24 protein-coding genes are annotated in these 25,525 nt (G+C 61.8%); 21 read left to right on the forward strand and 3 right to left on the reverse strand.

All coding sequences use genetic code 11. From position 1 onward, the window contains the following. Window positions 1-1,174: 1,174 nt before the first annotated feature. The 5 genes from G489_RS0104810 (at window position 1,175) to G489_RS0104830 (ending at window position 5,989) form a co-directional block, all read left to right on the forward strand. Window positions 1,175-2,521, forward strand: coding sequence for an NAD(P)-dependent oxidoreductase (locus tag G489_RS0104810; RefSeq protein WP_029040579.1), 1,347 nt, complete (start codon window positions 1,175-1,177; stop codon window positions 2,519-2,521). A 14-nt stretch (window positions 2,522-2,535) separates the two neighbouring features. Continuing rightward, the gene (preA, locus tag G489_RS0104815) at window positions 2,536-3,849 is read left to right on the forward strand and encodes an NAD-dependent dihydropyrimidine dehydrogenase subunit PreA (RefSeq protein WP_029040580.1); all 1,314 of its coding nucleotides are present in this window, start codon (window positions 2,536-2,538) and stop codon (window positions 3,847-3,849) included. Window positions 3,850-3,985: 136 nt separating this feature from the next. Continuing rightward, entirely contained in the window at window positions 3,986-4,900 is a 915-nt protein-coding gene (locus G489_RS0104820; protein ID WP_029040581.1) for a DMT family transporter, read from the forward strand. Between the two features lie 95 nt (window positions 4,901-4,995). After that, window positions 4,996-5,496 (forward strand): RrF2 family transcriptional regulator, encoded by a 501-nt coding sequence (locus G489_RS0104825; protein ID WP_029040582.1) that lies wholly within the window; start codon window positions 4,996-4,998, stop codon window positions 5,494-5,496. Window positions 5,497-5,533: 37 nt separating this feature from the next. Continuing rightward, entirely contained in the window at window positions 5,534-5,989 is a 456-nt protein-coding gene (locus tag G489_RS0104830; RefSeq protein WP_029040583.1) for a carboxymuconolactone decarboxylase family protein, read from the forward strand. 36 nt (window positions 5,990-6,025) lie between these two features. On the opposite strand, the gene G489_RS0104835 is transcribed toward G489_RS0104830, so the two are convergent. Further along, complete coding sequence (locus G489_RS0104835; protein ID WP_029040584.1) at window positions 6,026-6,658, reverse strand: TetR family transcriptional regulator C-terminal domain-containing protein; 633 nt, start codon at window positions 6,656-6,658, stop codon at window positions 6,026-6,028. A 220-nt stretch (window positions 6,659-6,878) separates the two neighbouring features. On the opposite strand from G489_RS0104835, the gene G489_RS0104840 reads away from it, so the two are divergent. The 16 genes from G489_RS0104840 to G489_RS0104910 all read left to right on the forward strand — a co-directional run bounded on the left by G489_RS0104840 (window position 6,879) and on the right by G489_RS0104910 (window position 23,337). After that, window positions 6,879-8,207, forward strand: a complete 1,329-nt coding sequence (locus tag G489_RS0104840) for an aspartate aminotransferase family protein (RefSeq protein WP_029040585.1) — start codon at window positions 6,879-6,881, stop codon at window positions 8,205-8,207. Continuing rightward, entirely contained in the window at window positions 8,207-9,721 is a 1,515-nt protein-coding gene (locus G489_RS0104845; protein ID WP_029040586.1) for a CoA-acylating methylmalonate-semialdehyde dehydrogenase, read from the forward strand. Before G489_RS0104840 ends, G489_RS0104845 begins: the two co-directional genes overlap by 1 nt. Window positions 9,722-9,790: 69 nt before the next feature. Beyond that, window positions 9,791-11,041 (forward strand): Zn-dependent hydrolase, encoded by a 1,251-nt coding sequence (locus tag G489_RS0104850; RefSeq protein WP_029040587.1) that lies wholly within the window; start codon window positions 9,791-9,793, stop codon window positions 11,039-11,041. A gap of 135 nt (window positions 11,042-11,176) precedes the next feature. Further along, window positions 11,177-11,668, forward strand: coding sequence for an endonuclease domain-containing protein (locus tag G489_RS22865; RefSeq protein ID WP_155889322.1), 492 nt, complete (start codon window positions 11,177-11,179; stop codon window positions 11,666-11,668). Then, window positions 11,556-13,010 (forward strand): dihydropyrimidinase, encoded by a 1,455-nt coding sequence (gene hydA, locus G489_RS0104855; RefSeq protein WP_029040588.1) that lies wholly within the window; start codon window positions 11,556-11,558, stop codon window positions 13,008-13,010. The genes G489_RS22865 and hydA overlap by 113 nt, the downstream gene beginning before the upstream one ends. A 55-nt stretch (window positions 13,011-13,065) precedes the next feature. Further along, window positions 13,066-13,482, forward strand: coding sequence for a hypothetical protein (locus G489_RS0104860; protein ID WP_155889312.1), 417 nt, complete (start codon window positions 13,066-13,068; stop codon window positions 13,480-13,482). A 9-nt stretch (window positions 13,483-13,491) separates the two neighbouring features. Then, on the forward strand, window positions 13,492-14,337 hold the full coding sequence (locus G489_RS0104865; protein ID WP_081691404.1) for an ABC transporter ATP-binding protein: 846 nt from the start codon (window positions 13,492-13,494) through the stop codon (window positions 14,335-14,337). A gap of 3 nt (window positions 14,338-14,340) precedes the next feature. Continuing rightward, on the forward strand, window positions 14,341-14,904 hold the full coding sequence (locus G489_RS0104870; protein ID WP_029040591.1) for a hypothetical protein: 564 nt from the start codon (window positions 14,341-14,343) through the stop codon (window positions 14,902-14,904). Then, complete coding sequence (locus G489_RS0104875) at window positions 14,901-15,806, forward strand: ABC transporter permease (protein WP_029040592.1); 906 nt, start codon at window positions 14,901-14,903, stop codon at window positions 15,804-15,806. The genes G489_RS0104870 and G489_RS0104875 overlap by 4 nt, the downstream gene beginning before the upstream one ends. After that, window positions 15,803-16,666, forward strand: a complete 864-nt coding sequence (locus G489_RS0104880) for an ABC transporter permease (protein WP_029040593.1) — start codon at window positions 15,803-15,805, stop codon at window positions 16,664-16,666. Before G489_RS0104875 ends, G489_RS0104880 begins: the two co-directional genes overlap by 4 nt. A 27-nt stretch (window positions 16,667-16,693) precedes the next feature. After that, window positions 16,694-17,692, forward strand: coding sequence for an ABC transporter substrate-binding protein (locus tag G489_RS0104885; RefSeq protein ID WP_029040594.1), 999 nt, complete (start codon window positions 16,694-16,696; stop codon window positions 17,690-17,692). 179 nt (window positions 17,693-17,871) lie between these two features. Beyond that, complete coding sequence (locus G489_RS0104890) at window positions 17,872-18,813, forward strand: nucleoside hydrolase (protein ID WP_029040595.1); 942 nt, start codon at window positions 17,872-17,874, stop codon at window positions 18,811-18,813. Between the two features lie 66 nt (window positions 18,814-18,879). Continuing rightward, window positions 18,880-19,641 carry an electron transfer flavoprotein subunit beta/FixA family protein gene (locus tag G489_RS0104895; RefSeq protein ID WP_029040596.1) on the forward strand — a complete coding sequence of 254 codons (762 nt, stop codon included), beginning with the start codon at window positions 18,880-18,882 and terminating at the stop codon, window positions 19,639-19,641. Window position 19,642: 1 nt separating this feature from the next. Next, window positions 19,643-20,575: an electron transfer flavoprotein subunit alpha/FixB family protein gene (locus G489_RS0104900; RefSeq protein WP_029040597.1), complete on the forward strand. Its 933-nt coding sequence runs from the start codon at window positions 19,643-19,645 to the stop codon at window positions 20,573-20,575. Window positions 20,576-20,604: 29 nt separating this feature from the next. Next, a complete protein-coding gene (locus G489_RS0104905; RefSeq protein ID WP_029040598.1) occupies window positions 20,605-22,263 on the forward strand; it encodes an electron transfer flavoprotein-ubiquinone oxidoreductase in 1,659 nt (552 codons plus the stop codon). A gap of 81 nt (window positions 22,264-22,344) precedes the next feature. Next, window positions 22,345-23,337, forward strand: coding sequence for a hypothetical protein (locus G489_RS0104910; RefSeq protein ID WP_029040599.1), 993 nt, complete (start codon window positions 22,345-22,347; stop codon window positions 23,335-23,337). 18 nt (window positions 23,338-23,355) lie between these two features. Here G489_RS0104910 and G489_RS0104915 read toward each other — a convergent pair whose 3' ends face one another. Both G489_RS0104915 and otsB read right to left on the reverse strand, forming a co-directional pair. Then, complete coding sequence (locus G489_RS0104915; RefSeq protein WP_035871483.1) at window positions 23,356-24,726, reverse strand: alpha,alpha-trehalose-phosphate synthase (UDP-forming); 1,371 nt, start codon at window positions 24,724-24,726, stop codon at window positions 23,356-23,358. Further along, window positions 24,723-25,520 carry a trehalose-phosphatase gene (otsB, locus tag G489_RS19105; protein ID WP_081691405.1) on the reverse strand — a complete coding sequence of 266 codons (798 nt, stop codon included), beginning with the start codon at window positions 25,518-25,520 and terminating at the stop codon, window positions 24,723-24,725. Before otsB ends, G489_RS0104915 begins: the two co-directional genes overlap by 4 nt. Between the last annotated feature and the right edge of the window lie 5 nt (window positions 25,521-25,525).

The raw sequence follows: 25,525 nt of genomic DNA on the forward strand, positions 1-25,525 counted from the left end.
GACGTTCCGCGTCCCACTCCCGCTCTATCGCAAACCCTGGAGGCAACCGCCTGCCGGGCCAGGAGGCATGTCCGATGGAAACAAGAGAAGCGATGCGAGGGAAAAGGAGGACGAGGCTCAATAGAGCCGAGGAGTTATGACCGTCCCGCTTTGCGGGGCAATCGGTCCGGTGGACCGATTGAAGGGAAGAACGCCCGGAGCGCTACGCGCGCAGGGCTGTGGGCCAACTTTTTGGCCGCGCCGTCGCAGGCGCAGCGGAGGTCACAGCGACCAGCGTCGTGACTGGAGCGGTACGCGCCGTGAGACAAAGAGAGAGCCGGGACCTCGTGCAATCTGGTCCAGGCCCCGGATCAGGTCCGGGGTGGCCCGGCAGGATGCACCCTCAAGCCCTCACCTATGCCCTCACCCTGAGCTCGTCGAAAGGCGAACTACGAAGGGCGAGGCATTAGGGCAGAATGTAAAAGCGTCGGCGACTTGCCTTTCCCTCCCCCTTGCGGGGAGGGACGTTGAGCAGGATTTGGCTTGCCAAATCCGTCGCGAGACAGGGTGGGGGTGACACCGGATGCGACTGGGTCTTTCACTGAGACCCCCACCCGGCCCGGCTATGCCGGCCCACCCTCCCCGCAAGGGGGAGGGTTTGGGCTGTGCCAACAAAACTTATCCCCGCTTCCTCCCTCTCCCTTATTATCCCCGAACCAGCCTGCGATTGAGCGTGGTCGCGACGAACGGTCAGGTAAGCTGGGTCCGGGTCCGATGGAGGTCGCTCCAGCGGAGGCCAAAACTGCGCCGGAGCCGGCTGCCGTTACGGCGGCGGTGTACTCCCGAAAGGGAGCGGGGATTGACCCCAGCCCGTTGACGCAGTCCAAGCCCAAAATCCCGGATGAGTGGGACGCGGTGCGCCTCGCTTCTATTAGTTTACGGATGAGACGTTCCGCGTCCCACTCCCGCTCTGCTCTTTGATACCTTGGAGGTGAAAACCTGCCGGGCCTGTTGGGGTGGACGCTTGCACCCATACCGCGCTGTCCCGGCCAGCCCGCCGGCGCGAGGCAAAGAATCGGCCGGGACCCGTTGGAAATGAACCTGGCCCCGCCTCCACAAATTGTGATTTTTTACCAATTGATAAAAAAACAGGCCTGCGTTACGGTTTCCCATCAGTCATTCCATGGGGAGGCGAATGACACAGGGCATCTATAAAACCGGCGTCGCAGCCCAGCGGCTTGAAGCCGACGCCTATGCGGAAAACTTCTCGGATCTGCACCCGGCCTTTGACTGGCACGAGGCGCAGGTCGAGGCCGATCGCTGCTATTTCTGTTACGACGCACCGTGCCAGACGGCATGCCCTACGGATATCGATATTCCGATGTTCATCCGGCAGATTGCCGCCGACAATCCGATCGGGGCGGCCAAGACCATTTTCGACCAGAACATTTTCGGCGGCATGTGCGCCCGCGTGTGCCCGACCGAGACGCTGTGCGAAGAGGTCTGTGTGCGCGAGATCGCGGAAGGCAAGCCTGTGCAGATCGGCCGGCTGCAGCGATTCGCGACCGACACGGCGATGGCCGAGCAAAAGCAATTTTACCAACGTGGCCGCGCGACAGGACGGCGCGTGGCGGTGATCGGCGCGGGACCGGCCGGGCTTGCCTGTGCGCATCGCCTGGCCATGCATGGACACGCGGTCAAGGTGTTCGAGGCCAAGGAACAGGCTGGCGGGCTCAATGAATATGGCATCGCTGCCTATAAGACCCCGAACGGGTTCGCCCAGGCCGAGGTCGACTACATCACCGCAATCGGCGGTATCGATATCGAGTATGGCAAGGCCCTGGGCCGCGATCTGGCCGTCGGGGACCTGGTGAAGGACTACGACGCAGTCTTCATCGGGGCCGGGCTCGGCGCGGTCAATTCGCTCGGGCTGGGCGCTGGCGACATTGCCGGGGTCGAGAACGCGGTCGATTTCATCTCCGAGCTTCGCCAGGCGGACGATCTGGCCGGTCTGCCTATCGGGCGGCGGGTGGTCGTGATCGGTGGTGGCATGACCGCCATCGACGCGGCGGTGCAGGCCAAGCTGCTGGGCGCGGAGGATGTGACCATCTGCTACCGGCGCGGCAAGGAAAACATGAACGCCTCAGAGTTCGAGCAGGATCTGGCGACCTCCAAGGGCGTCGCGATCCGGCACTGGGTCAAGCCCGTTGCGGTCACCAGTGAAGACGGTGCGGTTACCGGGGTCGAGTTCGAGTATACGCGGCTCGAAGGCGGCAAGCTGGTGGGAACCAGCGAGTATTTCGTCGAACCGGCCGACCAGGTGTTCCGCGCTATCGGGCAGCGGCTCGACGAAACGGTCTTCGGGGACGCAGGGGTCGATCTGGACGGTGGCCGGATCCGCACGGATGCCGAGGGGAGGACCTCGCATCCCAAGGTTTGGGCCGGCGGCGATTGCACCAATCGCGGGGACGATCTGACCGTGACCGCGGTGGCCGAAGGCCGGGACGCTGCCGAAAGCATTCACAAAGCCCTTGTCGGGTAGGCCGGGAGGAGACCATGGCCGATCTCAGAAACAGTTTCGTCGGAATCAAATCGCCCAATCCGTTCTGGCTGGCCTCGGCGCCGCCCACGGACAAGGCCTATAATGTCGAGCGCGCCTTCAAGGCCGGCTGGGGCGGTGTCGTGTGGAAGACGCTGGGGGCGGAAGGGCCTCCGGTGGTCAATGTCAACGGCCCGCGCTATGGCGCCATCTGGGGCGGTGACCGGCGGTTGATCGGGCTCAACAATATCGAGCTGATTACCGACCGCGAACTGCAGACCAATCTGCGGGAAATCAAGCAGATCAAGCGCGACTGGCCGGACCGGGCGGTCGTGGTGTCGCTCATGGTGCCCTGCGAGGAAGACGCGTGGAAGTCGATCCTGCCGCTGGTCGAGGAGACCGGTGCCGACGGCATCGAGCTCAATTTCGGCTGCCCGCACGGCATGAGCGAACGCGGCATGGGCTCGGCGGTCGGGCAGGTGCCCGAATATGTCGAGATGGTCGTGAAATGGTGCAAACAATATTCCCGCATGCCGGTGATCACCAAATTGACGCCCAACATCACCGATGTGCGGCGCCCGGCGCGCGCGGCCTTCAATGGCGGCACCGATGCGGTGAGCCTCATCAACACCATCAATTCGATCACCGCGGTCAATCTCGACAGTTTCTCGCCCGAGCCTTCGATCGACGGCAAGGGGACCCATGGCGGCTATTGCGGCCCGGCGGTGAAGCCGATCGCGATGTCGATGGTCTCGGAGATCGCGCGCGACAAGGACACCTATCTGATGCCGATCTCCGGCATCGGCGGCATCACGACCTGGCGCGACGCGGCTGAGTTCATGGCTTTAGGGGCCGGCAATGTGCAGGTGTGCACGGCGGCGATGACCTATGGCTTCCGGATTGTCGAGGAGATGATCACGGGCCTGTCGAACTGGATGGACGAGAAGGGCTTTACCTCGATCGACGAGGTTGTCGGCAAGGCGGTACCCAATGTGACCGACTGGCAGTATCTCAACCTCAATTACATCTCCAAGGCCCGGATCAACCAGGATCTGTGTATCGAATGCGGCCGCTGCCACATTGCGTGCGAGGATACCTCGCATCAGGCGATCACCAACACCATTGACGGCAAGCGCGGCTTCGAGGTGATCGATGAAGAATGCGTTGGCTGCAATCTGTGCGTGAATGTTTGCCCGGTCGAGGATTGCATCACCATGGTGCCGCTCGATGCCGGGGATATCGACAAGCGGACGGGCAAGACGGTGTCGCCCGACTACGCCAACTGGACCTCCCACCCCAATAATCCCGCGGCACGCGAAGCGGCGGAATAACAGTCTTCTCCTGGCCTCCGGGACCGGTTTGGCCGGTCCCGGCTTCTTTTTAAGCGCCGGTATCGACGGTGATACTGCCTTGTAAACATTGAACTCCCGGGCGATCCTCGCAAATCGCGAAGTGGAGAATGCCCCGATGTCTGTTCAGACCCATGACCTCGCCATTGGCCGGGACCGGCTGATCGGACACCTGGCGATGATCCTCTTCGCAAGCCTGATTGCGGGATCATTTTCCCTCGGGGCGCTGACCACCCCCTATATTGGGGCAGCGGCGCTCAATTCGGTGCGCTTCCTCATTGGCGCGGCGATCATGCTGGGCTTTTCCCTCGCGGTGGCGCGTAGTCAGTTGAGATGGCCGGTGGCGCCTTGGCGGTTTGCAGTGCTCGGTGCGCTGATGGCGGTCTATTTCGTAACCATGTTCATCGCGCTTCAGTTTACCCACCCGGTGGCGACGGGGGCCATGTTCACGCTGATCCCGCTGATGAGTGCGGGCTTCGGCCTGGTTTTCCTCGGTCAGAAACCCAGTGGTATCGTGATGGTCAGCTTGGTGATCGCCGGTCTTGGTGCCGTGTGGGTCATCTTTCGGGGCGACATCGACGCGATCCTGGGGTTCGACATCGGCAAGGGTGAAATGATCTTCTTTTTCGGCTGTGTCGGTCATGCCGCCTATGCCCCTCTGGTCAGAAAATTCCGCCGGGGTGAGCCGCTGGTTGTGATGTCGTTCTGGACCCTGCTCTCTATCGCTGTCTGGGTGACGCTTTACGGCGCGGGTGAAATCATGGCGACGGACTGGGCTGCCATCCCGCTTTTTGTCTGGGCCTGTATCGCCTATCTGGCGATCTTTGCGACTGCGGGTACCTTCTTTCTGCTCCAGCTCGGTTCCGTCCGGCTGCCGGCCGCCAAGGTGCTGGCCTATGGCTATCTGACCCCGTCCTTCGTCATCCTGATCGAGGGCCTCTCGGGCCGCGGCTGGGTCTCACCGGCGGTGATCATGGGATCGCTCGTCAGCGCCGTGGGGCTGTTCATCCTGTTCTTCACCAAGGATCAGTAGGGGCCGCGCCGCCTGTTCAACGGCAGGGATGCACAGATCCTTATTGCAGATAATAATTATCCAGGATAAGAAATATCCATGAAAGAAGTTGCCGAATGAAATTGTCAGATGGTGTTGAAGCGGCAATTCACTGCGTGACCGCTCTGGCGGCGCTCGAAGGGAACGAAACCCTGCCGGCCACCGCGCTCGCCGAGTTTCATGGCGTTTCTCCGAGCTATCTGCTCAAGCACCTCAAGAAGCTGGTGGCTGCAGGTATTCTCGAATCGGTATCCGGACCGGCAGGCGGCTACAGGCTCGCCCGACGGACGGACCGGATTTCTCTCGCAGATGTGGTGTTGGCGGTGGAAGGGGCGCAGCCCGCCTTTCGATGCCATGACATCCGCAAGAAGGGTGTCGATCCACTGCCAGATGACGCTTTCCCCCTGCCATGCAACATCAATCTTGCCATGCTGCGGGCCGAGCAGGCCTATCGGGCCGAGCTGGCAAAGACCAGCATCGCCCAACTGATGGATGACTTCACCGAGCAGGCCGATCCGCGCGTGGTGGCGCGGGGCTGCGCCTTTCGCGACCGGTTCAAGCGCCCTCAGGGCGCCTGAGCGCACTCAATCACAGCAAGAAGAAAGGACCTGTCTCATGCAGGAGAGGCTCAACTATGCCAAGGCAGCGCCGGATCTGTTCCGTGCGGTGCTCAACTTCAACCAGAAGGTCAATGAAAGCGGGCTTGAGGCAAGCCTGCTGCATCTCGTCAAATACCGGGCTTCGCAGATCAACGGCTGTGCCTTTTGTCTCGACATGCATTCAAAGGAAGCGCTGGCGGATGGGGAGACTGCCCAGCGGCTCTATGTGATGGCCGCGTGGCGGGAATCGCCGGTGTTCTCATCGCGTGAGCGCGCCGCCCTGGCGTGGACCGAGGCCGTGACCCGCGTTGCCGAAGGCGACGTCGACGATGCGCTTTATGCCGAGGTCCGCGAGCAGTTCAGCGAAGAGGAAATCGCCAAACTCACCATGGCTATCGGGGTGATCAATGTGTGGAACCGGCTGAGCGTAGCGTTTCGCGCCCAGCACGAAACCGAAGACAGGGCCGCCTGAGGGCGGCGCAGGCCGGCAGTGCGGGTTCGGGTCGAATTAGGGCGTCAGGGTTCGGGTGAACATTGATTCGAGGAAGGCTTTGGCCTCTTCAAATCGTTCCTCGCCGCTGTGCTCGGGCGGCAGGACGACCCGGACCTGGACGTCGAAATCCGCATAATGCTGGGTGGTCGCCCAGATTGAGAATATGAGGTGGTAAGGGTCGGCCTTGGCCAGTTTCCCTTCGGCCATCCATTGCGAGATGATGGTCGTCTTCTCCCGCACCAGTTCGTTGAGCGGGCCGGCGAGCATGTCCATGATCCGCGGCGCGCCTTGCAGGATTTCATTGGCGAACAATCGGCTTTCCCGGGGGAAATCTCGGGCCATGTCGATCTTGCGGCGGACATAGTCGAGGATTTCCTCGAGCGGATCACCATCGGCGCTCATGTGGCGCAGCGGTGCCAGCCAGTTGTCCAGCAGCCGGGCTATGAGGGTCTGGTGAATGTCTTCCTTGGAGCGGAAGTAATAAAGGAGGTTCGGCTTCGACATCCCCGCGGCTTCGGCGATCTGGTCGATTGTCGCCCCGCGAAACCCGTGGTTGGCAAACACGTCGAGTGCTGCCTCGAGGATGATTTCGTGCTTTTCGCGCTGGATACGCGTGGTTGGGCCGTCGCCCTCGGTATCCGTGCTCATCTGTTTGCCGGTTCCGGTCGCCGGCCTGCAGCAGGCAAGGCACAGTGCATCGGAATTTTCGCCTTGAACGTCATACTGGGAGTGCTAACATTTTTCCAATCGGTCAAAAATTCTGCTCCCACACTAGCGCTCTACCGGGCAAACGCCAAGAACGAGATGTGAAGCAGGCCGCAGGTGGACAGGGCCACCTCTTTTTTGCCCGTCAACAGGGAGGAAGCGCATGGCGGACCGCCAGGATGTTGCGCCCAACGATCTCAGTGCGTTCTGGATGCCGTTCACAGCGAACCGGCAATTCAAAAAGGCGCCGCGCATGTTCGTGGGCGCCAAGGATATGCATTACACGACCTCGGATGGCCGGCAGGTGCTCGATGGCACCGCGGGCCTGTGGTGCGTGAATGCGGGGCATTGCCGCCCGAAGATCAACGAGGCCATTGCCCGTCAGGCTGCCGAGATGGACTACGCTCCGGCCTTCCAGATGGGGCACCCGCAGGTGTTCGAACTGGCCAACCGGCTGGTCGATCTGTCCCCTGAAGGCCTCGACCATGTTTTCTTCACCAATTCGGGTTCGGAATCGGTCGATACCGCCCTCAAGATCGCGCTCGCCTATCACCGCGCGAAAGGCGAGGGTTCGCGCTTCCGCCTGATCGGGCGCGAACGCGGCTATCACGGGGTCAATTTCGGGGGCATTTCGGTTGGCGGCATCGTACCGAACCGGAAGATGTTCGGCACGCTTCTGACCGGGGTCGATCACCTGCCGCACACCCATCTGCCGGGCAAGAACGCCTTCACGAAGGGCGAGCCCGAGCATGGCGCCGAACTGGCCGATGAGCTTGAGCGGATTGTCGGGCTGCATGATGCCTCGACCGTTGCTGCTGTTATCGTCGAGCCTGTCGCCGGATCAACCGGCGTGCTGGCGCCGCCCAAGGGCTATCTCAAGCGGCTGAGGGAAATCTGCGACAAATACGGAATCCTGTTGATCTTTGACGAGGTGATCACCGGCTTCGGGCGTCTCGGTACCCCGTTTGCTGCCGACTATTTCGATGTCACCCCCGATATCATCACCACCGCCAAGGGGCTGACCAATGGCGTCATCCCGATGGGGGCGGTGTTCGTGAAGTCCGAGATCCACGACGCCTTCATGAACGGGCCGGAACACCTCATCGAGTTTTTCCACGGCTACACCTATTCGGGCAATCCGATCGCCGCGGCCGCAGGCCTGGCGACTCTTGATACCTATAAGGAAGAGGGGCTTCTGACCCGTGCCGCCGAGCTCGGACCCTATTGGGAAGAGAAGCTTCATTCGCTCCGTGACGCCCCGAACGTCATCGATGTGCGCAATCTGGGGCTGATCGGCGGGATTGAACTCAAGCCCATTGATGGCGAGCCGACCAAGCGGGCCTTCTCGGCCTTCGTGAAGGCGTTCGAGAAGGGCTATCTGATCCGCACCACGGGCGACATCATCGCCCTGTCACCGCCCCTGATCATCTCGAAAGACCAGATCGACGAGCTGATCGGAGCGATCCGAACCATTCTTGAGGAGATCGACTGATGGCGGACGGGCTGGCCCGCACGGGCTATGTGATCGACAACGTGATTGGCGGCAAACGCGCGCCGTCGGGTTCCGGCCGAAAGGCTGGCATTTTCAACCCGGCGACCGGCGCCGAGATCGGCGAACTTCACCTGTCGAGCGTGGCGGAAGTCGATGCGGCGGTGCAGGCCGCCAAGGACGCGCTGCCGGGCTGGGCCAAGACGCCGCCGGCCAAGCGCGCACGGGTGATGTTCAAGTTCCTCGAATTGCTCAACGCCAACCAGGATGCGCTGGCTGAGGAAATCTCGCGCGAGCACGGCAAGACCCACGCGGATGCGCTGGGTGAGGTGGCGCGCGGGCTCGAGGTTGTCGAGTTCTGCTGCGGTATTCCCCAGCTCCTCAAAGGCGAGTTCTCCCGCAATGTCGGGTCCGGTGTCGACAGCATCGCCGACCGGCAACCGCTCGGCGTTGTGGCGGGGATCACCCCGTTCAACTTCCCGGCCATGGTGCCGATGTGGATGTATCCGGTGGCGATCGCCTGCGGGAATACCTTCATCCTCAAGCCTTCCGAGCGCGACCCGTCAGCCTCGCTGCTCTCCTATGAATTGTTCCGCGAGGCGGGGCTGCCCGAAGGGGTGTTCAACATCGTTCAGGGCGACAAGGAAGCGGTGGATGCGATCCTCGACCACCCCGATATCAAGGCGGTGAGCTTCGTGGGGTCCACCCCTATCGCCCAATATGTCTATGAGCGCGGATGCAAAGCGGGCAAGCGGGTCCAGGCGCTGGGTGGCGCCAAGAACCACATGATCGTCATGCCTGACGCCGATCTCGATCAGGCCGCCGACGCCCTGATGGGCGCCGGCTACGGATCGGCGGGCGAGCGCTGCATGGCGGTTTCCGTCGCGGTGCCGGTGGGCGAAGAGACCGGCGACCGGTTGATTGAAAAGCTCAAACCCCGGATCGAGACGCTGCGCATCGGCCCGGCAACCGACAGCCAGGCCGATATGGGGCCGCTGATCACCAGGGCGCATCAGCAAAAGGTGCTGGGCTTTATCGACAAGGGCGTCGAGGAAGGCGCCGACCTGGTGGTCGATGGGCGCGGCTTCGCGCTGCAGGGCTATGAAGACGGCTATTTCGTCGGCGGCACTCTGTTCGACAGGGTGACCCCGGACATGACGATCTACCGCGAAGAGATCTTCGGGCCGGTGCTCTCTGTCGCGCGGGCGGCGAATTACCAATCCGCCGTCGATATGATCAACGCCCATGAATATGGCAACGGCACTGCCATCTTCACCCGCGACGGGGATGCGGCGCGGGCCTTTGCCGAGGACATCGAGGTCGGCATGGTCGGGGTGAATGTCCCGATCCCGGTGCCGGTGGCCTATCATTCCTTCGGGGGATGGAAGCGGTCGCTGTTCGGGGACCATTCGATCTATGGCCCCGAAGGGGTGCATTTCTACACCCGCCTCAAGACCATTACCACGCGCTGGCCGGCGGGGATCAAGGAGGGCGCGGTCTTCACTTTCCCGAGCTAGGGAGCAAGGAACCGGCCGGCGGCGCGACAGGGGCGGTGCCGGCCTTGAATACAGGGCAGGAGGAACACTATGCCGGCACCCGGCGAAAACATGCGCATCAATGGCGACCGCCTTTGGGATTCGATCCATGAAATGGCGGAGATCGGCCCAGGCATTGCTGGCGGGAACAACCGTCAGACCGTTACCGATGAGGACGGCGAAGGGCGGCATCTGTTCCAGCGATGGTGCGAAGAGGCTGGCCTCACCATGGGTGTCGATGAGATGGGCACCATGTTCGCCCGGCGTGAGGGGACCGACCCCGATGCACTGCCGGTCTATGTGGGGTCGCATCTCGACACCCAGCCGACCGGCGGACGTTATGACGGGGTGCTGGGGGTTCTTGGCGGGCTCGAAATCATCCGCACCCTCAACGATCTCGGCATCAAGACCAAGCACCCGATTGTCGTAACCAACTGGACAAACGAGGAAGGCACGCGCTTTGCGCCGGCGATGCTCGCCTCCGGCGTGTTCGCAGGCAAGCACGACCTGCAATGGGCCTATGACCGGACCGACGCCAAGGGACTGAAATTCGGCGACGAGCTGGAACGCATCGGCTGGAAAGGCGAGGAGAAGGTTGGCGACCGCAAGATGCATGCCTTCTTCGAGTTGCATATTGAGCAAGGCCCGATTCTTGAGGCCGAGGGCAAGGATATCGGGGTCGTCACCCACGGTCAGGGCCTGAGATGGATCCAGTGCACGGTGACCGGCAAGGAGAGCCATACCGGCTCGACGCCGATGCCCATGCGCAAGAATGCCGGGCGCGGCCTGGCGCTGATCACCGAGCTGGTGCACGAGATCGCGATGAAGCATCAGCCCAATGCCGTGGGCGCCATCGGGCATATCGATATCTACCCGAACTCGCGCAACATCATCCCGGGCAAGGCGGTGTTCACCATCGATTTCCGCTCGCACCTCATGGAGGTGATCGATGCGATGCTCAACGAATTCAACGAGCGCGCACCCAAGCTGTGCGAGGATATCGGGGTGACGCTCGAAACCGAGATCGTGGGGCAGTTCAATCCGCCAGCCTTTGACAAGAATTGCGTTGCCGCCGTGCGCAACGCCGCCGAACGGCTGGGCTACTCGCACAAGGATATCGTTTCCGGCGCGGGGCACGACGCTTGCTGGATCAACGATGTGGCGCCGACCGCCATGGTGATGTGCCCTTGTGTCGACGGGCTGTCGCACAACGAGGCAGAAGACATCTCCAAGGAATGGGCGACCGCGGGCGCCGATGTGCTGTTCCATGCAGTGGTCGAGACCGCGGAGATCGTGGAGTGAGGGGGCGAGATCGTGGCACAGAGCTCACCTCTCCCTTCGGGGGAGAGGTCGATCCGAAGGATCGGGTGAGGGGGCCTTTTGACCAGTAGAAACACCGAATTCGCTGCCAAGTGTGCGAAATCGCTCAAGTCGAACATGACGGAAGCGGAGCGAGCTTTGTGGAACCGCATTCGCAATCGACAACTGCGCGGGTTCAAATTCGTGCGGCAGCATCCGATCGGACCGTACATCGCCGATTTTGCCTGCCGACAGGCTGATCTGGTCGTTGAGCTCGATGGCAGTCAGCATGCAGAATCGAGCCACGATGAGAAGCGGAAGAGAGTGCTAAACGAACACGGCTATGACGTCGTCCGGTTCTGGAACAATGAGGTTTTGCGGAACCTCGATGGCGTGCTGCACATCATTGCGGACCGTCTTGAACAGGCCCCCTCACCCGGACATCGCTTCGCGACGTCCGACCTCTCCCCCAAAGGGAGAGGTGAAGGGCGGCAAACCAACAGGCAGGGAGAAACACATGAGCAAAGTCATCAAGGGCGGAACGATTGTCACCGCCGACCGGACCTACAAGGCAGACATCAAGGTCGAGGACGGCAAGATCGCCCAGATCGGCGAAAACCTTTCCGGTGACGAGGTGCTCGATGCCAGCGGCTGTTATGTGATGCCGGGTGGGGTGGACCCGCATGTGCATCTCGAAATGCCGTTCATGGGTACCTATTCGACCGATGATTTCGAAAGCGGGACGCGGGCGGCGCTGTCGGGCGGCACCACCATGGTGGTGGATTTCTGCCTGCCGAGCCCGGAACAGTCGCTGCTCGAGGCGCTGCAGCGCTGGGACAACAAATCGACCCGCGCCAATTGCGACTATTCCTATCACATGGCCATCACCTGGTGGTCCGAGCAGGTCTTCAACGAGATGGAGACCGTGGTGAAGGAAAAGGGCATCAACACCTTCAAGCACTTCATGGCCTATAAGGGCGCGCTGATGGTGCAGGATGACGAGATGTATGCCTCGTTCCAGCGCTGCGCGGCGCTCGGGGCGATGCCGCTCGTCCATGCCGAGAATGGCGATGTGGTCGCCGACCTTTCGGCAAAGCTCCTCTCGGAGGGCAATAACGGGCCGGAAGCGCATGCCTATTCGCGCCCGCCCCAGGTCGAGGGCGAGGCCACCAACCGCGCCATCATGATCGCGGATATGGCCGGGGTGCCGCTCTATGTGGTGCATACGAGCTGCGAGCAGAGCCATGAGGCGATCCGCCGGGCCCGGCAAAACGGCATGCGGGTTTATGGCGAGCCGCTGATCCAGCACCTGGTGCTCGATGAAAGCGAATATTCGAACGAGGACTGGGACCACGCCGCCCGCCGGGTGATGTCGCCGCCCTTCCGCAACAAGCTGCACCAGGATTCGCTTTGGGCCGGCTTGCAGGCCGGGTCGCTGCAGGTGGTGGCGACCGACCACTGTGCCTTCACAACCGATCAGAAGCGGTTCGGCGTGGGCGATTTTACCAAGATCCCGAACGGGACCGGCGGGCTCGAGGACCGGATGCCGCTGTTGTGGACCAATGGGGTCATTACCGGCCGGCTGACCATGAACGAGTTCGTGGCTGTCACCTCGACCAATATCGCCAAGATCCTCAACATCTACCCGAAAAAAGGTGCAATCCTTGAAGGGGCGGATGCGGATATCGTGGTGTGGGATCCGAACAGGGAAAAGACGATCACCGCCTCGAAGCAGCAATCGGCCATCGATTACAATGTGTTCGAGGGCAAGCACGTGAAGGGGCTGCCGCGCTTCACCCTGACCCGTGGCAAGGTCGCGATCGAGGAAGACACGATCAAGACCGAGGAAGGGCATGGCGAATTCGTCAAGCGCGAGCCCTATCAGGCGGTCAACAAGGCGCTGTCGACCTGGAAGGAACTGACCGCGCCGCGCAAGGTCGAACGCACCGGCATTCCGGCGACGGGGGTCTGACCGCTTGAGGCTTGTCTGCTCGACATTTGCCAGTTTGGGATTGTCGCTGGCGTTGATGCCGGCGGCGATCGCCGAAACCGGCCTCAGCCCGGCCGAGGTGGTCGAGCGCAGCTATGCCGAGATGGATCATTCGGACCGGCTCCCGGGTGGGTCCGAACTCTGGGCCAGCGCGATCATGGCCGAGATGGAGGCCATGCTTGCCCGACGGGCGGCGGCAGGTTTGCCCGAGCGCGAACCGCATCCGGCGATGCTCCCGGGGCAGGCCGATGCGCGAATATCGGTCGAACTCGTCGAGCAATCCGCGGAAGCGGCGACGGTGCGCGGCATTTATGATGCGGGCAGGGGCGATGTGGTAACCATCTTCTCGCTTGTGCGCGAAGACGGGGACTGGAAAATTGGGGATAGTTGGCGCGAAGACGCGCCTGATCAGACGCTCAAGGCGTTGTTGGGCACACTGCCCAGGGAGGAGTAACGGGGACGTATGGCGGTCGAGGGCGAGAACGACGACAAAAAGCAAGAACAGGCAGCGCCGAGCCAGGAGAAGGCAGCGCCAAGTGTGGTTTCGGCGAAGAACCTGTCTCTGACCTTTGAGACCAATGACGGGCCGGTCCAGGCTCTTTCCGAGGTCAATCTGGAGATCGGCAAGGGCGAGTTCGTCTCTTTCATCGGGCCTTCGGGCTGCGGGAAGACGACGTTTCTGCGCGTGATCGCCGACCTCGAGACAGCGACCGGCGGTGAGATCAAGGTCAACGGCACGACACCACGAGAGGCGCGGCGCAACCGGTCTTACGGTTATGTGTTCCAGGCACCGGCGCTCTATCCCTGGCGGACCATTGCCAAGAACGTGGCGCTACCACTCGAGGTGATGGGCTTCTCCCAGAGCGAGAAACGCGAGCGGATCCGGCGCACGCTGGAGCTCGTCAATCTGACCGGCTTCGAGAACAAATATCCCTGGCAGCTCTCGGGCGGGATGCAGCAGCGCGTTTCGATCGCCCGCGCCCTGTCGTTCGACGCTGACCTGTTGCTGATGGATGAACCGTTCGGCGCGCTCGACGAGATCGTGCGCGATCATCTCAATTCACAGTTGCTCGAACTCTGGGCCAAGACCAACAAGACCATCGCCTTCGTGACCCACTCGATCCCCGAGGCGGTCTACCTGTCGACCAAGATCGTGGTGATGAGCCCGCGCCCGGGCCGGGTGACCGATGTGATCACCTCGACGCTACCAAAAGAACGTCCGCTCGAAGTTCGCGAAAGCCCCGAATTCCTCGAGATCGCGCACCGGGTGCGCGAGGGTCTGAAAGCAGGCCACAGCTATGAGGAATAGGCTGTGAGCGTGTTTTCACCCAAAGAGGCGCGGGTCGAGGTCCGCTACGGGCAGGGCGAGACGACCGTCCATATCCGGCGCCCGCGCGACTATGGCGCGGCGTTCATGATGGTACTGTTCGGCGTGTTCTGGGCGTTTGGCGGGCTGTTCGCCTTCGCGCTGCTCAATACCGGTGACGGCCTGTTCGATGTCGGTTTTCTGATTGTCTGGCTGCTCTTCTGGGCCATCGGCATGGTTGGGGACACTGTGTTGCTGCTCTGGACACTGATCGGGCGCGAAAAGATCGTCATCGATAATAACGGGGTGACCCATTACCGTTCGATCCTCATGCTTACCCGCAAGCGCCGGTTCGAAAAATCCATGCTCGGTGAGCCGCGCTGGGTGGCGGACGACCCGACCTATACGGTCAAGGTCAATGGCCGCCGGGTGAAGAAGGCGGCGCTCCTGCTGGGGCAGGGCGCGATGCTGGTGCCCGTCTTGCGCGGCATCGGCAAGATCGAGGCCGACAAGGTCATCGAAGCGGTCAATCAACGCCTGATCCGGCCGAAACGGCGGAGGACGGTATGAACGCGTTTCGTCATCACGTCCTGCCGGTTCTCACCATCGTTCTGGGGATTGTGATCGCCTGGTATGTCGGCTCGGTGGCTCTGAATTCGGCCTGGCAGCTCGGCGTCTACGAGCGGGCAGATAATACCGAGTGGACGATTACGGACCTTTGGACCGATACGCTCAATCAGAACCGGCCGGTGCTGCCGAGCCCGCACCAGGTGGCTGTGGAATTCTGGAACACGGGTATCGCGCCGCTCGGCGACCTGCCTGAGCGTGGCATGCGGGCGATATCGCCGCGCACGCTGATCTATCATGCCTGGGTGACGCTCTCGGCGACGCTGCTCGGCTTTGCCATCGGCACGGCAACCGGCATTCTGCTGGCGGTCGCGATCATCCATTCCAAGGCCATGGACAAGTCGGTCATGCCCTGGGTGATCGCCAGCCAGACGGTGCCGATCCTCGCCATCGCGCCCATGATTATCGTCGTGCTGGCTTCGATCGGGCTCAAGGGGTTGATCCCGAAAGCCCTGATTTCGACCTATCTCAGCTTCTTCCCGGTTGTAGTGGGGATGGTAAAGGGCTTCCGTGCACCCGAGGCGATCCAGCTCGATCTCATGCGCACCTATAATGCGAGTTCCGCCCAGACCTTCTGGAAGCTGAGGTGGCCGAGCGCAGTGCCCTACCTGTTCACCTCGATGAAGGTGGCGGTCGCCATTTCGCTGGTCGGTGCGATTGTGGGTGAACTGCCGACCGGCGCCATCGCCGGTCTCGGTGCGCGGCTGCTGGCCGGCTCCTATTACGGACAGACCGTTCAGATATGGTCGGCGCTGTTCATGGCCGCAATCCTCGCCGCCACGCTGGTGGGGCTGATCGGGGTCGCCGAGAGACGGGTCACGAAACGCATGGGGGTCTCCGCATGAACACCGGACTGATCGCCATTGCAATCATCGTGTGGCTCGGCGCCTGGGGCATCAATGAGGCCCTTGTGCGTGTCCAGACCACCAACCGCACCGTTTCGCGCACAATCAATCTCATCGTGCCTCTTCTGTTCGGTGTGGCGCTCCTGGTCTTGTGGGAAGGGCTGACGCGCGGCTTCGCGGTCAAGGAGGTGCTGCTGCCGCCGCCCTCGCGCATCTGGGAAGAGATCACCGACTCGCTGCCGATCCTGTGGGCCGACTTCCAGCAGACCTTCATCAAATCGGTGCTGACCGGCTACGCGATGGGCTGCGGGGCAGGATTTGCCGTGGCGATCCTCGTGGACCGCTCACCGTTCCTCAAGCGCGGCCTGCTGCCTTTGGGGAATTTCGTTTCCGCGCTGCCGATCATCGGCGTGGCACCGATCATGGTCATGTGGTTCGGGTTCGACTGGCCGTCCAAGGCCGCAGTGGTGGTCATCATGACCTTCTTCCCGATGCTGGTGAACACAGTGTCGGGGCTCAATGCGGCCGGGTCCATGGAAAAGGACCTGATGCGGACCTATGCAGCAGGGTACTGGCAGACCCTGTTCAAATTGCGGTTGCCGGCAGCGGCGCCGTTCATTTTCAATGCGTTGAAGATCAATTCCACTCTGGCGCTGATCGGCGCCATCGTGGCGGAGTTTTTCGGCACACCGATCGTGGGGATGGGTTTTCGCATCTCCACCGAGGTGGGCCTACTGAATGTCAGCATGGTCTGGGCGGAGATCGCCATGGCGGCGGTCGCAGGGTCCGCCTTCTACGGCCTAGTGGCACTGCTTGAACGTACCCTCACGTTCTGGCACCCGTCGATCCGTAGGGGATAGGCGGTTAACAGGGAAGGAGTCGAACGAATGAAAAAAATACTCTCAGGCTTGGCGGCTGGCGCGTTGCTGGCCGGTGCCATCCCCGCGATGGCGGCGGATGACGTCACCTTACAGCTCAAATGGGTCACACAGGCCCAGTTCGCCGGCTATTATGTGGCCAAGGATCAGGGCTTCTATGATGATGAAGACCTCAACGTCACCATCAATGTCGGCGGGCCGGATCTTGCACCCCCGCAGGTCATTGCCGGAGGCGGGGCGGATGTGATCGTCGAGTGGATGCCGGCGGCCCTTGCCGCCCGCGAAAACGGCGTTCCGATCGTCAATATCGCCCAGCCTTTCAAATCCTCGGGTCTGACGCTCGTCTGCCTCAAGGAACACGGCATCGAGACGCCGGCGGATTTCCCCGGCCATACGCTCGGCACCTGGTTCTTCGGCAATGAGCTGCCGCTCTTCTCATGGATGAGCAAGCTCGGTATTCCGACCGACGGTTCGGAAGGCGGCGTAACGGTTCAGAAGATCAACTTCAACGTCGATCCGTTGCTGCAAAAGCAGGCCGAATGCATCACCGCGATGACCTACAATGAGTATTGGCAGATCATCGATGCCGGTCTGACCCCGGACGATCTCGTCATCTTCAAATATGAGGACGAAGGCATCTCGACGCTCGAAGACGGTCTGTATGTGCTCGAAGAGAGCCTGGAAGACCCTGCCTTTGTCGACAAGATGGTGCGTTTCGTGCGGGCCTCGATGAAGGGCTGGAAATGGGCCGAAGAGAATCCTGACGAGGCGGCTATGATCGTCCTCGACAATGATCTCACCGGTGCCCAGACCGAAAAGCATCAGAAGCGGATGATGAGCGAAATTGCCAAGCTCACCGCAGGGTCTAACGGAACGCTCGACCCGGCCGACTTCGATCGCACGGTCGATGTGCTTCTGTCAGCCGGTGCTGATCCGGTCATCACCGAAAGGCCGGAAGGCGCCTGGACCCACATGATCACCGATGAGGCACTTGGCGACGCCATGTAATCAGCCGCCATCGGCGCAATCGGTTCGGGGCGGCCTCAGGCCGCCCCGACGTCGTTCGGATGCCCGTTGCATCCGGGCGTGGTGGTTGAGGGCAAAAAGATCAAAATAGCGTCGGGCTTGTGGTGGTTTCCGCCCCGGGATCGGCGTATGTCCAAACCTAACTTGGCAACGAAAGAACCATGTCTCGCAAGATTATCATCGATACCGATCCCGGCCAGGACGACGCCGTGGCCATCCTGCTTGCTCTGGCTTCGCCTGAAGAGCTGGACGTTCTTGGCATCGTTACGGTCGCCGGCAATGTCGAGCTGAACCAGACTACCCGGAATGCCCTGCAAACCGTCGAGCTGAGCGGGAGGACCGACGTGCCGGTCTACGCCGGGTGCGCGCGGCCTATGCGCCAGCCGCTGATCACGGCGAAATATGTGCATGGCGATACCGGCCTTGACGGTCCGGACCTTCCGGCGCCGCAGATGAAGGCCGAGGAGCAGCATGGCGTCGATTTCATCATCGAGGCCTTGCGGAGCAACCCCGCGAACACTGTGACGCTGTGCACGCTCGGGCCGCTGACCAACATCGGCATGGCGTTTGTGAAAGCGCCCGACATCGTTGAGCGCGTCGAGCGGATCGTGATGATGGGCGGGGCCTATTTCGAGGTCGGCAACACGACACCTGCAGCCGAGTTCAATATCTATGTCGACCCCGAGGCCGCCGATCTCGTCATGCGGTCGGGCGTGCCCATCACGCTCGCCACGCTCGATGTGACCCACAAGGTGTTGACCACCAAGGATCACCTCGAACAAATCCGTGCGATCGGCAAACGCGCTGCGACCGCCACCGTCGAGATGCTGGACTTCTTCGAGCGCTTCGACCGGGAGAAATATGGCTGGGACGGTGGGCCGCTGCATGACCCCTGTGTCATCGCCTGGCTGCTCAAGCCGGAACTGTTCGGTGGCCGCGATATCAATGTCGAGATCGAGACCGGTTCTGAACTCACGCGCGGGATGACGGTCGCGGATTACTGGGGAATCATGGACAAGCCCGCGAACGTTCATTTCCTCGACAGCGTGGATGCGACAGGGTTTTTTGCGCTTCTGGCGCAGCGATTGGAACGGTTGCCCTGATGCGTTCGAGGCTTTTGCCAAAGCCGTCGAGCCGTGCTAGGCGGAGCCAAATCTAGGGAGCTAGGCATGAAAATCGTCGTACCTGTGAAAAGGGTCATTGATTTCAACGTTCGGGTCCGTGTGAAGCCGGATCAGACGGGCGTGGAATTCGCCAATGTGAAAATGTCGATGAACCCGTTCGACGAAATTGCCGTCGAGGAGGCCGTGCGGCTCAAGGAAGCCGGGAAGGCCGATGAGGTCATCGCGGTGTCCGTCGGGGTGAAAAAGGCCGAGGACACACTGCGCACCGCGCTGGCAATGGGCGCCGACAAGGCGATCCTGATCGAGGCGACGGACGATGTGGAAACCGATATCGAGCCGCTTGCGGTCGCCAAGCTCCTCAAGGCGGTCGTCGAAGCAGAAGACGCCGGACTCGTCATCTGCGGCAAGCAGGCGATCGACAATGACGTCAACGGTACCGGTCAGATGCTGGCGGCTCTGTTGGGCTGGTCCCAGGGCACCTTTGCCAACACGCTCAAGGTCGAAGATGGCAAGGCGGAAGTCACCCGAGAGGTCGATGGCGGTTTGCAGATCGTCTCGGTCAAGCTGCCCGCGGTGATCACCACCGATCTCCGGCTCAACGAACCGCGCTATGCGTCGCTGCCGAACATCATGAAGGCCAAGAAGAAGCCGCTCGAGGTCAAGTCGGCGAGCGATTTCGGCGTCGATGTCACGCCGCGTCTGTCGGTGGTCTCCGTCAACGAGCCGCCCGCACGCAAGGCTGGCGTGATCGTCGGCTCGCCAGCGGAACTGGCGGACAAGTTGAAGAACGAAGCGGGAGTGCTCTGAGATGGCGGTTCTTGTTTTTGCCGAGCATGACGGCAAAGTGCTCTCCGAAGCCGTTGCCAAGACGGTCACGGCCGCGACGCAGATGGGCGGTCCGGTGCATGTTTTGATTTCCGGTACGGGTGCAGGTGATGTGGCAGGTGAAGCAGCGGCCATTGCGGGTGTCGAGAAGGTCCTGACGGCAGAGGATGCCGGTTATGATCACGCCTTGGCCGAACCGCTGGGCGATCTGATCGTCGGGCTTGCTGGCGACTACGACCACATCGTTCTGGCCGCATCGACGACCGGCAAGAATGTCGGTCCGCGTGTCGCTGCACTGCTCGACGTGATGATCGTGGCCGACATCATCGGGGTCGAGAGTGCGGATACCTTTGTGCGCCCGATCTATGCGGGCAACGCCATCCAGACCGTGAAATCCAGCGACGCCAAGAAGGTCGTTACCGTGCGCACCACCGCCTTCGAGGCGGCTGGGGAACAGGCAGCCGTTGGTATTGAAAGCCATGGCGCAACCGCAGCCGGTGGTTTGTCGGAGTGGCTCGATGACCGCTTCGCCCAGTCCGAGCGCCCGGAGCTGACTTCGGCGCGGATCGTGGTGTCCGGTGGCAGGGCCCTGGGCTCGGCCGACAATTTCAAACTCGTCGAACAGCTTGCCGACAAGCTGGGTGCTGCCATTGGCGCCTCGCGCGCTGCGGTTGATGCCGGCTATGCCCCCAATGACTGGCAGGTGGGGCAGACCGGCAAGATCGTCGCGCCGGACCTATATATCGCGGTCGGGATTTCGGGAGCCATCCAGCACCTGGCCGGCATGACCGGGTCCAAGGTGATCGTGGCCATCGACAAGGACGAAGAAGCGCCGATCTTCAAGGTCGCTGATTACGGGCTTGTCGCCGATCTGTTCGAGGCTGTGCCTGCGCTCATCGAAGCGCTCGACGACTAAATAAATCTATTCGAGCCGGGGAGGGCCGTATGGACACGCCTGAACGCGAATCCATGGATTATGACGTGGTGATCGTTGGGGCGGGGCCCGCGGGTCTCTCCGCGGCGATCCGGCTCAAGCAGCTTGGCGGCGATGATCTGTCGGTCTGTGTGCTCGAGAAGGGCGCCGAGGTTGGCGCGCATATCCTGTCGGGCGCGGTGCTTGATCCGTCAGGGCTCGATGCGCTGATCCCGGACTGGCGTGAAAAAGGTGCGCCCATCACCACCGAGGTGAAGGAGGACAAGTTCCTCGTGCTCTCCGAGAAGGGCAAGATGGGGCTCCCCACCTTCCTGATGCCGCCACTGATGTCCAATCATGGCGCCTACATCGTCTCGATGGGCAATGTCTGCCGCTGGCTCGCAGAACAGGCGGAAGCGCTGGGCGTCGAGATCTTTCCGGGCATGGCAGCCTCGGCGCTTGTGATGGGCGAAGATGGCGGTCTCAAGGGTGTGGTTGCCGGAGAGTTTGGTCTTTCGAAGGATGGTACGCCCGGCCCGAACTACGAACCGGGCATCAATCTCATCGGCAAATATGTGCTGATCGGGGAGGGTGCGCGCGGCTCGCTGGCCAAGCAGCTCATCGCCAATTTCGGCCTGGCCGCGGATTCCGATCCGCAGAAATTCGGGCTGGGGATCAAGGAAATCTGGCGCGTGAAGCCGGAGAACCATCATCCGGGCCGGGTGGTGCACACCATGGGCTGGCCGCTCAATACCGGCGATGCCGGCGGTGGCGGATTCCTCTACCACGCTGAAAACAATGAAGTTTATGTCGGGCTTGTGGTCCATCTCGACTACAAGAACCCCTATGTCTCTCCTTATCAGGAGATGCAGCGCTACAAACACCATCCGGAGATCGCCAAGGTGCTCGAAGGCGGAGAGCGCGTGGCCTATGGTGCGCGCACCATTGCGCAGGGAGGCTGGCAGGCCTTGCCCAAGGTGATCTTTCCCGGCGGAGCGCTGATCGGGTGTTCGGCGGGGCTCGTCAATGTGCCGCGTATCAAGGGCAATCATAACGCCATGCATTCGGGCATGGCTGCGGCGGAAGCGGTTACCGAAGCGATCAAGGCTGGGCGCTCCGGCGACGAGCTTGCGGTGTATGCGCAGAAACTGGCGGACGGACCGGTCGGGCGTGACCTCAAGCCGGTGCGCAATGTGAAGCCGCTGTGGTCGCGTTTCGGCGAGATTGCGGGCGTGGCGCTGGCCGGTTTTGATATGTGGTGCGCGAACCTGTTCAAATTCAATCCGTTCGGCACGCTGCATCACCTCAAGAACGATGCGCAGTCGACCGGTAAGGCGGCGGACTACAAGAAAATCGATTATCCGAAACCCGATGGCGTCCTGTCCTTCGACCGCTCCACCAATGTCGCGTTTTCGGGCACCAATCACGACGAGGACGAGCCGACCCATTTGAAGCTTACCGATCCTTTGATCCCGATTGCGGTGAACCTGCCTGAGTATGACGAGCCGGCGCAGCGCTATTGCCCGGCCGGGGTCTATGAAGTGATCGAGGGTGAGGATGGTAAGCCGCGGTTCCAGATCAACGGCCAGAATTGCGTGCACTGCAAGGCCTGCGATATCAAGGATCCGAGCCAGAACATTACCTGGACAGTGCCGCAGGGCGGATCCGGGCCAACCTATCCGAATATGTAGATTCCACCGGTTACCGGTTTCTCCCCGAGCCGGACTGTGCCACTCTGCTGCTGAATTGTCTCAGGAATTGGAGAGGGCGCCATGTGGGACTTCAAGGCAGGGCAGGCGATGGGCCTGATGCTGCAGACCATGCCGTTCATTATTTTGCGGCTGGTCATTTATTTCGGCATCACGCTGGCCTTCATCATTGTCACCGGTGTCGGTGCAGGGATCGGTTGGGGCGTGGGCATTGTCGGCGGACCGGACTTTCAGGGAGCCTCTACCTTCTGGGGTGGGCTGATCGGATTCGGGATCACGGCTGGCGTCGTCTTTCTCATCCGCGAATACCTCCTCTACATGGTCAAGGCCGGGCACATTGCGGTGCTGGTCGCGCTGCTGGACGGGCAACAGGTCAAGCAAGGTCGTGAGCAGATCGAGCTGGCGCAGGCCGAAGTGAAGGCCCGATTCGCCGAAGCCAGCGTGCTATTCGCCATCGACCAGATCGTCAAAGGCGTATTGCGGGCGGTTACCGGGCTGGCACGAGGAATCGTCTCGATTCTTCCCATTCCCGGCCTTCAAAACATGGTCGGGTTGCTGCGCGCATTCCTCAATATCGCGGTGGGGTTCATCGACGAGGTCATTCTCGCCTACGGCATCCGGACCCGATCGGAGAATCCCTGGCAGTCCGCGCAAGATGCGCTGATCCTTTATGGGCAGAACTACAAGGTGATGCTCAAGAACGCCGCGTGGTTGACGCTCTTCGTTTATGGGCTGTCGCTTCTCGTGTTCATCGTGTTCCTTGCCCCTGCCGGCGCGCTCGCGTTGTTGTTTCCAAACGGCTGGGGGGCCTTCGGTATCATCATCGCTCTGCTTGGCGCATGGAGTGTCAAGGCGGCGCTCATCGAACCGTTTGCCATCACCTGCATGATGCAGGTCTATTTCCCGGCGATTGAGGGACAGACCCCCAATCCCGAATGGGATCAGCGGCTGAGCGAGATGTCGGGCAAGTTCCGCAAGCTCAAGGAAAAGGCAGCTGACTGGATGCGCGGGCGCCCGTCGGACGGTGCATCGCATTCGGACGCTGCCTCGCAATAAGAGGGAGTGCGGGTTCGGCTAGCTCGAGGTCGATGTGTCGTTGGCTAGCGCAGTGAGAAAGCGCTGTGCCCAGTGGTCGACGGCGTAGTCTTCGATCACTGCCTTGAGGTGCCGCCAGCGGCTTTGCCGCTCGGCCAGAGGCATGCGTAGCGCTGTGTACAGAGCATCGGCCGTCTCCTGAGTGTCGTGCGGATTAACGAGCAGCGCGTCCTCGAAGATTTCGGCCGCGCCAGCGAAGCGTGAGAGCACCAGCACACCGGGGTCGGCCTCGTCCTGACAGGCCACATATTCATGCGCGACAAGGTTCATGCCGTCACGCAGCGGCGTGACCAAGGCGACGCCTGCGAGGTTGTAGAGGCCTGCAAGCGCGGCTTGCGGGTAGGCCCGTTTGACGTAGTTGAGCGGAGTCCAGTCGGGTTCCGCAAAGCGCCCCATGACGCGGCCGGCCACAAGATCGAGCCGTTCGCTGATCTCCTGGTATTCGGGAATGGTGTCGCGCGATGGCGGTGCGATCTGCAGAAAGTGCACTTCGCGGTGCAGGTCGCGATGGGCGGCGAGCAATTGTTCATAGGCCTCGAAGCGCTGGGGCAATCCCTTGGAATAGTCGAGCCGGTCGACGCCGATGATGAGATTGCGGTCGGCCATGGCCCGGGCGACGAGCTCGCGGGTCCGTTGGGCCTGTTCAGTCTCAAGAAGCGCAGCGAAGCCCGAGGGGGCTGTGCCGATGGGGAAGGCCATCACGGTCGGGGCATGCCTGCCATTGCCGGCGGAAGGGGCCAGATCGCCGAGACGGGCGTTGAGGGCGTAATCGTTGTAAGTCGCCACATCACGCTCCGCCTGCAAACCCACCACGTCAAAGGCATTGAATGCCCGCATCAGGTCTTCATGGTGAGGGATCGCGTTCAGGGTTTCGATTTCCGGGAACGGGATGTGCAGGAAAAAGCCGATGCGGTTGTTGATGCCGTGTTTGCGCAACGCCTCGGCCAGCGGGATCAAATGATAGTCATGCACCCAGATGAGGTCATCGGGCTGGATATGCGGGGCGAGGGCAGCTGCCAGGCGCTTGTTGACGGCGCGATATCCCTCATAGAATTCGGGCCGCATATCGGTGAGGTCGAGCCGGTGGTGGAAGGCGGGCCAGAGCACCGAATTGGAGAACCCCTCGTAATAGGCGTGGTGCTCATCCCGGGACAGGTCAATGCCGCCGACAGTAATGCCACCAACATCGCGAAACTGCGCCTCATCGGACGGATCCTCGGCAAATTCGCCGGTCCAGCCAAACCAGAATCCGTCCCGCTCGGTCAGTACCTTGCGCAGGGCGACAGCCAGCCCGCCCGCGGCCGTCGAGGTGCCCGGTGTCCGGTTGGAGATGATGATCTGGCGCGTCATTGAAGACTCCAATCGACTGAAAGGCTTTCGGTGGCGGCGGCGAGGTAACGGCGGACCTTGCTCACTCCGGCAAGGCGATGTCGCGCGATGGTGGAGCCTGCGCCGACCTTGATTGAGATGCCGTCGGCTGCATTGACCGCGCGAAAGCCGTCCTCATCGGTCCTGTCGTCGCCGATAAACACCGGTGTCCGACCGGAAAAAGGGCGATGGTCCATCAGCCGAGTGATCGCACCCGCCTTGGATACGTCGCGGCGCCGGGCCTCGATCACCATCTTGCCGTGCAACATGGTCCAGCCGGTCAGATCCTCGAGGGCCTCAAGCATGGCGCGTTCGCAATCCTCGCGGCTGTCGGGTGCCTGTCGATAGTGCAGGGCCACAGCGCCGGGCTTTGCTTCGACAATAAGACCTCTCGTCCTGGCCAGTGGTTCAAGCGCCTGTGCAATGGCGTCGGCCTGTTGCTGAATGTCCTGGGAAACTGGCGCATAGGTGCCATCCGGCAGGCGCCACTCCGCACCGTGAACGCCGGCAATCGGTAGCGTATGCGGCGTCAGATAACGGTCGAGCTCGGCAATTGTGCGCCCGGAAATGATGGCCAGCGCGCCATCGAGATGGATCGCGAGGTCGGCGAGGATGCCGGGCAGGCCGGGCGAGACGTCAATCTCATCTGGCGCGTCTGCGATGTCGACCAGAGTGCCGTCGAAATCCAGAAACAGGGCGCTGTCATGGCCCAGAGCCGGAGGCGCAGGCAACTCCCCCTCACGGGTGCCGGAGGGGTTATTTGCTGATTGCGCCATCGTTT

The organism is Cucumibacter marinus DSM 18995 (genome assembly GCF_000429865.1).
Classification (GTDB): domain Bacteria; phylum Pseudomonadota; class Alphaproteobacteria; order Rhizobiales; family Devosiaceae; genus Cucumibacter; species Cucumibacter marinus.

What these genes read in the sequence shown, in the direction of transcription:
- G489_RS0104830 (WP_029040583.1), top strand. Translation starts at nt 5,534, where the DNA reads ATGCAGGAGAGGCTCAACTATGCCAAGGCAGCGCCGGATCTGTTCCGT.
- otsB (WP_081691405.1), bottom strand. Translation starts at nt 25,520, where the DNA reads ATGGCGCAATCAGCAAATAACCCCTCCGGCACCCGTGAGGGGGAGTTG.
- G489_RS0104910 (WP_029040599.1), top strand. Translation starts at nt 22,345, where the DNA reads ATGTGGGACTTCAAGGCAGGGCAGGCGATGGGCCTGATGCTGCAGACC.
- G489_RS0104850 (WP_029040587.1), top strand. Translation starts at nt 9,791, where the DNA reads ATGCCGGCACCCGGCGAAAACATGCGCATCAATGGCGACCGCCTTTGG.
- G489_RS0104860 (WP_155889312.1), top strand. Translation starts at nt 13,066, where the DNA reads ATGCCGGCGGCGATCGCCGAAACCGGCCTCAGCCCGGCCGAGGTGGTC.
- G489_RS0104865 (WP_081691404.1), top strand. Translation starts at nt 13,492, where the DNA reads ATGGCGGTCGAGGGCGAGAACGACGACAAAAAGCAAGAACAGGCAGCG.
- G489_RS0104835 (WP_029040584.1), bottom strand. Translation starts at nt 6,658, where the DNA reads ATGAGCACGGATACCGAGGGCGACGGCCCAACCACGCGTATCCAGCGC.
- G489_RS0104845 (WP_029040586.1), top strand. Translation starts at nt 8,207, where the DNA reads ATGGCGGACGGGCTGGCCCGCACGGGCTATGTGATCGACAACGTGATT.
- G489_RS22865 (WP_155889322.1), top strand. Translation starts at nt 11,177, where the DNA reads ATGACGGAAGCGGAGCGAGCTTTGTGGAACCGCATTCGCAATCGACAA.
- G489_RS0104890 (WP_029040595.1), top strand. Translation starts at nt 17,872, where the DNA reads ATGTCTCGCAAGATTATCATCGATACCGATCCCGGCCAGGACGACGCC.
- G489_RS0104840 (WP_029040585.1), top strand. Translation starts at nt 6,879, where the DNA reads ATGGCGGACCGCCAGGATGTTGCGCCCAACGATCTCAGTGCGTTCTGG.
- G489_RS0104810 (WP_029040579.1), top strand. Translation starts at nt 1,175, where the DNA reads ATGACACAGGGCATCTATAAAACCGGCGTCGCAGCCCAGCGGCTTGAA.
- G489_RS0104900 (WP_029040597.1), top strand. Translation starts at nt 19,643, where the DNA reads ATGGCGGTTCTTGTTTTTGCCGAGCATGACGGCAAAGTGCTCTCCGAA.
- G489_RS0104825 (WP_029040582.1), top strand. Translation starts at nt 4,996, where the DNA reads ATGAAATTGTCAGATGGTGTTGAAGCGGCAATTCACTGCGTGACCGCT.
- G489_RS0104915 (WP_035871483.1), bottom strand. Translation starts at nt 24,726, where the DNA reads ATGACGCGCCAGATCATCATCTCCAACCGGACACCGGGCACCTCGACG.
- G489_RS0104905 (WP_029040598.1), top strand. Translation starts at nt 20,605, where the DNA reads ATGGACACGCCTGAACGCGAATCCATGGATTATGACGTGGTGATCGTT.
- G489_RS0104875 (WP_029040592.1), top strand. Translation starts at nt 14,901, where the DNA reads ATGAACGCGTTTCGTCATCACGTCCTGCCGGTTCTCACCATCGTTCTG.
- G489_RS0104885 (WP_029040594.1), top strand. Translation starts at nt 16,694, where the DNA reads ATGAAAAAAATACTCTCAGGCTTGGCGGCTGGCGCGTTGCTGGCCGGT.
- G489_RS0104895 (WP_029040596.1), top strand. Translation starts at nt 18,880, where the DNA reads ATGAAAATCGTCGTACCTGTGAAAAGGGTCATTGATTTCAACGTTCGG.
- G489_RS0104820 (WP_029040581.1), top strand. Translation starts at nt 3,986, where the DNA reads ATGTCTGTTCAGACCCATGACCTCGCCATTGGCCGGGACCGGCTGATC.
- G489_RS0104880 (WP_029040593.1), top strand. Translation starts at nt 15,803, where the DNA reads ATGAACACCGGACTGATCGCCATTGCAATCATCGTGTGGCTCGGCGCC.
- hydA (WP_029040588.1), top strand. Translation starts at nt 11,556, where the DNA reads ATGAGCAAAGTCATCAAGGGCGGAACGATTGTCACCGCCGACCGGACC.
- preA (WP_029040580.1), top strand. Translation starts at nt 2,536, where the DNA reads ATGGCCGATCTCAGAAACAGTTTCGTCGGAATCAAATCGCCCAATCCG.